Here is a 5,699-nt window from a genome sequence, read left to right on the forward strand (position 1 = left end):
AAATTAGAGATTAGGGTATTGTAAAATTAGTTATAGGCTATTAGTAAAACTAGTTATTAGTTAGATTTTGCACGACTTACTACTTTAGCCATGAATTTTTCGTTATTAATAACAAATCGTTCATGAGTTCCGCGACCAATGATACCGACACCATCAGATGCTTCAATATCAAAAGTTATTTTACGCCCTTCTATAGCGCTAACTGTAGCTTTAGCAGTTACTGTTGCACCAAGTGGAGTAGGTGCTTCATGAGTGATGGATAAAGCAATACCTACAGTGCCTTCACCTTCTTCTAAATATGGTTGTACTGCTGCTTGTGCTGCTTCTTCCATCAAAGCGCACATGGCTGGAGTGGCAAAGACCTCTAAAGAACCGGACTTCATTGTTTTTGCAATATTGGATTCTGTAACTGTTACAGTTGCCGTAGCTGTTTGACCTGCTGATACCATAATATACCTTCTTTCATTAAGAAAATTCTCGTTATAATAGTATTATACATCTTTCTATAATTTTTATGCTAATGTAATAATACATATTTATAGATACTACCAGTTAAAAATAATTACTTTTAACTGGTAGTATCTATAAAAGTAACCCATATAAGTTCTAATAATAATATTTTTAACTGGTAGTAATCGAAAAAATGGAATATATAGGTTTATTATCGAATATAGACAGATTGTTAATTAGAATAGAATTAAAGAAGGGGGAACTATATATAACAGTTCTATAGAATCCGTGATATAATGGAACTAGTTTTTTATAAAACGAGGTATATATGAGTACAAGAAAATTAAAGCCTTCTGGTGAAGGTTGGGTACAGTTAATAGCAGGCATTGGTTTTGTCATTCTATTAATTGCCATCCATATAGTAGATCCTACATTTTATCCAACTATGTGGCATTTAGCGACTAGTGGATCCATGGATGAAATAGAAGAGTATATTCAAGGCTTTGGTCCTATGGCCATGGTCGTTAGTATGCTTCTTGATATTTTTGTTAATGCTGTTGGTTTCTTACCATCTATCTTTATATCTACCGCAAACGGTCTAGTGTTTGGTATGTGGCCAGGCATAATTATTTCTTGGCTTGCAGAAACAATTGGCGTAGTCATTAGCTTTTATATTATGCGTTACTTCTTACGTGATACAGCGGATAAGCTCATTGCTAAGAGTACGGTATTGATGAAAGTAGATGATTTCTCTGGTAAAAATGGTTTTGTGGTTATGTTATTTGCACGATCCTTACCATACTTCCCATCTGGTGTTATTACGGCACTAGGTGCTATTAGTAAAATTAAACCGAGAGACTACATCTTAGCAAATTTAATTGGTAAATTCCCATCTACAGCTCTTGAAGTTGCTATCGGTACAGATATTGTAAATTTCCAAGAAAATATGGGGCGATTAGGAATTATTGTTCTTGTTGCAGGTGTTGTATACTTCATTCTTTGGAAAGTATATAAGAACTATATTAATAAGAAGAATGCTGAACAAGAACATGATCCTAATGCGTAATTTTTTAACGTAGTAATATTTTTAACTTAGTATATATGAAAGAGGCGATTGTATGAGTTTTTCTCTTCCTGAACGTGTCACTTTAAAAGGTCCAAATTTTATTCGCGAAGTATTTGAACGTGGTGTAGGCGTAGAAGGTTTTATCAGCTTTGGTATTGGCAATCCAGCGCCAGAAGCGATTCCTGTGGAAATCATTGAAAAGGCATTCGATGAAGTAGTTCACTCTAATCCAATGAGTTTATTACAATATGGCCCAATGCAAGGTGATGCACGTTTAGCGGAATTGACATTAGATCGTCTTGTAAAAGCACATAAGATGAATCCAGAAGGCCAAGGCCTTATTATTTCTAATGGTGCAGGTCAACTATTAGGTCTTGTACCAATTACTGTATTGGAACCTGGTGACGAAGTATATATGGATGAATTTACTTTCACAAGTGCCATCAATTCTGTACGCAACATGGGCGGTAAAGCATTAGGCATTAAGACTGATGAGTACGGCATGATTCCTAGTGAATTAGAAAAAGCCGCTCAGTCTGGTAAGGGTAAATATATTTATCTCATTCCGAATTTCCAAAATCCTACAGGTATTACAATGCCATTGGAACGCCGTAAAGAAATTTACGCTATTGCCTCTAAATATGATTTATTCATCTATGAAGATGATCCATATGGTGAAATTCGTTTTGCTGGTGAATACATTCCAACATTTAAATCTTTTGATACCGAAAATCGTGTTCTCTATGCTGGTTCTTATTCGAAGACATTATCTGCAGGTTTACGTGTAGGTTTCCTATTTGGCCCAGAGAAGGTAATCGAAGCTATCCAAGCTTTAAAGAATAATACAGCTGGTCAAATGCCATTAGTTACACAAAAGGTGGTAGCTAAAGTTCTTGATACAATCGATTATGATGCACATTTAGAAAATGTACGTAAAGTATATAAGACTAAATGTGATGCTTTGCTTGATGCATTTAATAAGTATGCAAGTTCTAAGGTTAAGTTAACTCAGCCTACAGGTGGTATGTTCGCATGGATGACGATGCCTGAGGATGTAGATTGTGACGAATTCTTCGAAACGTGTATGAATCGCAATGTAGGGATCATTAAGTGTGGTGCTTTTGCTGCTGATGGTGCAGGGGAAGGACATGCATTCCGCTTAAGCTATACAGTACCAACAGTAGAAGAAATCACAAAGGGCATGGAAATTCTCGGTGCCTTAACTAAAGAGTTCTGTGGCGAGTAATATATTGATAAAGTTTGATATGACATGATACAATGTAACAGTAGATACATTGTATCTACCATATAGAGAAAAAGTTTTACATATAGATGTGAGGTAGTTCCTCAAAGAAAGTAGGTGTTTACTATGGGTTGCGGTAGCAGCAGTGATTGTGGCGGATGCCCATCTAAATCTTCTGGTTGCGGTGGCGGCGCTCCTCAACAACCTCAAGATCTTACAGCTCCATTACACGAGCTTAGTTCTGTTAAACATGTAATCGGCGTAGTATCCGGTAAAGGTGGCGTAGGTAAATCCTCCGTTACAAGCTTAATGGCTATTACTATGGCGCGTAAAGGTTACAAAGTTGGTATCCTCGATGCAGATATTACAGGTCCTTCTATTCCTAAAATGTTTGGTATCAAGGAAAAAGCATATGCTGACGAAATTGGTATGTATCCTGTAAAATCTAAAGGCGGCATTGACGTTATGTCTGTTAACCTCCTTTTGGAAAACGATACAGATCCTGTTTTATGGCGTGGTCCTATTTTAGGCAATGTGGTAAAACAATTCTATAGTGATGTTATTTGGAAAGACATCGATTATTTATTCGTTGATATGCCGCCAGGAACAGGTGACGTAGCAATTACTGTATATCAATCTTTGAAATTGGATGGTATCATCATTGTTACATCTCCTCAAGACTTGGTATCCATGATTGTTGAAAAAGCAGTTAAGATGGCTGATTTAATGCAAGTGCCTATTATTGGTGTAGTGGAAAACTACTCTTACTTCCATTGCCCAGATAATGGTAAGGATTATCAAATCTTTGGTGAAAGCCACATTGAAGAAATCCTTCAAAAATACGGTCTATTATTGTTGAATCGTTTGCCAATTGATCCAACTATTGCAAATCTTTGTGATAAAGGTGATATTGAAGCTATCGAGAAAACAAACTTAGAAAACGTATCTTTACCAGAATAGGATTTATATGTTAATGAAAGCTGTGCATACCTCGTGATGCACAGCTTTTTCTCATTTCTTTTTATGGTGTAATATATTATATTTAGCTTAGGAAGAAATAACTATATATCTCACTTCACATACTACTGATATATACTGAAGACACCGTAGGATAGGGGCTTACTGTGTGTGTGATAGCCACCTTGCGATGCCTTGGTATTTCAGCAGTTATATATTTTAGTTTTTTCCTATGTAGGAGGTATGTGTATGAAAAAACTGTTAAACTGGATTATTCCAGCGGTCTTTGGTATAGGCCTATGGTTTATTCCGACACCAGAGGGGTTAACACCTCAATCTTGGCATTTATTCGCCATTTTTGTGGCTACAATCGTAGGCTTTATTACTCAGCCATTACCGATTGGTGGCGTATCCATCGTTGTGATTACTGTAGCAGCTTTGACTGGTACTTTGAAAATTGGTGAAGCTATCTCCGGTTTTGCTAACTCTGCTATTTGGTTAATCGTAGGTGCGTTCTTATTCTCTCGTGGCTTTATTAAAACTGGTTTGGGGAAACGTATTGCATATAATTTGATTGCTGCTTTTGGTAGTAGCTCCTTACGTTTAGCTTATGCATTAGCTTTATCTGATCTAATTTTGGCTCCAGCAACTCCATCTAACACAGCTCGTGTAGGTGGTGTTATTATGCCGATTACTACTAGCTTGGCAAAAGCATTTGGTTCTGAACCTCAAGATGGTCCTCGTAAAATTGGTTCCTTCTTGATGCAATCCATTTATCAAGTTAATACGATTACATCTGCTATGTTCCAAACATCTATGGCTGGTAACACATTGGTTGCAGCATTGGCGCTTCAATCCTTTGGCATCGGTATTACATGGGGTGACTGGGCTATGGCAGCTATCGTACCTGGTATCATTGCATTGATCATTATGCCGTACTTTATTTATAAAGTTTACCCACCTGAAATTAAAGATGCTCGTGAAGCACAACAAATGATTAAAGAAGAGTTAAAAGGCCTTGGTAAAATGTCCTTCCAAGAATGGGTTATGTTAGGCGTATTTATTTTAGCTTTAGTTTTATGGGCTACTTCTCAGTTTACTAAAATCGATGCTACAACTGTTGCATTTTTAGGCATCTCTATTTTGCTTGCTACAAGCGTTCTTGTTTGGGATGATGTTAAAAGTGAAAAAGGTGCTTGGGATACATTAGTTTGGATGGGTACTTTAATGGGCTTTGCAGGCTTCTTGTCCAAATTAGGTTTCATCAAATGGGCAACAGTACTTGTAGGTGGTTATATTCCAGAAGGATCTTGGATTATTGCCTTCGTTATAGCTGTACTTATTAATACATATTCCCACTATGTATTCGCATCTTTAACTGCACATATTTCTGCAATGTTCGTAGCATTCTCTGCAATTGCTATTTCTGCAGGTGCACCACCAATGTTAACATTGTTGATGATTGCATTCACATCTAACTTGTGTATGTCTTTAACTCACTATGCAGCAGGTCCATCTCCAGTAATCTTTAATACTGGTTATGTTCCTCAAAATACATGGTGGAAACTTGGTTTCTTTGCATCCGTAATCAACTTGATTATCTTTATGGGACTTGGTTCTGTATGGATGAAAGCTATCGGTATGTGGTAAGAACTGAAAACGATAAAATAATATACTTGTAATACATAAAAACTTTAGATTTTAGAGTTGTTTTGATATGTAGTTACAAAATATACGGAAAGCCGTCCCGTTTGGGACGGCTTTTTTGTGATAAAATAAGTGTAGTTAATATATTATTAATGTATATGTTGTAAAATTATACGTAAATGAACTATTCATGGTGAATATACGAATAGCATCATTATTTTACATAGGAGGAATCTATGAAATTTAATAATGAACAGTTATTGAAATATATTGGTGCTTGTACATCTCCGTATCATACAGTAGATACAAGTTTACAAATGTTATTGGATTCAGGTT

The 5,699-nt window shown here is 36.3% G+C and carries 5 protein-coding genes; 4 read left to right on the forward strand and 1 reads right to left on the reverse strand.

Going from position 1 to position 5,699, the window contains the following annotated elements; all coding sequences use genetic code 11:
* Positions 1 to 56: 56 nt before the first annotated feature.
* On the reverse strand, positions 57 to 449 hold the full coding sequence (locus Q7P05_RS01085) for a thioesterase family protein (protein WP_303930100.1): 393 nt from the start codon (positions 447 to 449) through the stop codon (positions 57 to 59).
* A gap of 329 nt (positions 450 to 778) precedes the next feature.
* Here Q7P05_RS01085 and Q7P05_RS01090 point away from each other — a divergent pair, with 329 nt between their 5' ends.
* From Q7P05_RS01090 to Q7P05_RS01105, 4 genes are all read left to right on the forward strand, one after another.
* Positions 779 to 1,516, forward strand: coding sequence for a TVP38/TMEM64 family protein (locus Q7P05_RS01090; protein ID WP_303930101.1), 738 nt, complete (start codon positions 779 to 781; stop codon positions 1,514 to 1,516).
* 52 nt (positions 1,517 to 1,568) lie between these two features.
* Positions 1,569 to 2,762 (forward strand): PLP-dependent aminotransferase family protein, encoded by a 1,194-nt coding sequence (locus Q7P05_RS01095; protein ID WP_303930102.1) that lies wholly within the window; start codon positions 1,569 to 1,571, stop codon positions 2,760 to 2,762.
* Between the two features lie 123 nt (positions 2,763 to 2,885).
* Positions 2,886 to 3,719 (forward strand): Mrp/NBP35 family ATP-binding protein, encoded by an 834-nt coding sequence (locus Q7P05_RS01100; RefSeq protein ID WP_005386907.1) that lies wholly within the window; start codon positions 2,886 to 2,888, stop codon positions 3,717 to 3,719.
* A gap of 246 nt (positions 3,720 to 3,965) precedes the next feature.
* The gene (locus tag Q7P05_RS01105; RefSeq protein ID WP_213466926.1) at positions 3,966 to 5,366 is read left to right on the forward strand and encodes an anion permease; all 1,401 of its coding nucleotides are present in this window, start codon (positions 3,966 to 3,968) and stop codon (positions 5,364 to 5,366) included.
* Positions 5,367 to 5,699: the final 333 nt, after the last annotated feature.

The sequence above is a fragment of the Veillonella dispar genome, assembly GCF_937975875.1.
Taxonomy (GTDB): Bacteria; Bacillota; Negativicutes; order Veillonellales; family Veillonellaceae; genus Veillonella; species Veillonella dispar_B.

Coding starts and splice junctions, on each gene's coding strand:
- Q7P05_RS01085 (WP_303930100.1), bottom strand. CDS start 449: ATGGTATCAGCAGGTCAAACAGCTACGGCAACTGTAACAGTTACAGAA.
- Q7P05_RS01090 (WP_303930101.1), top strand. CDS start 779: ATGAGTACAAGAAAATTAAAGCCTTCTGGTGAAGGTTGGGTACAGTTA.
- Q7P05_RS01095 (WP_303930102.1), top strand. CDS start 1,569: ATGAGTTTTTCTCTTCCTGAACGTGTCACTTTAAAAGGTCCAAATTTT.
- Q7P05_RS01100 (WP_005386907.1), top strand. CDS start 2,886: ATGGGTTGCGGTAGCAGCAGTGATTGTGGCGGATGCCCATCTAAATCT.
- Q7P05_RS01105 (WP_213466926.1), top strand. CDS start 3,966: ATGAAAAAACTGTTAAACTGGATTATTCCAGCGGTCTTTGGTATAGGC.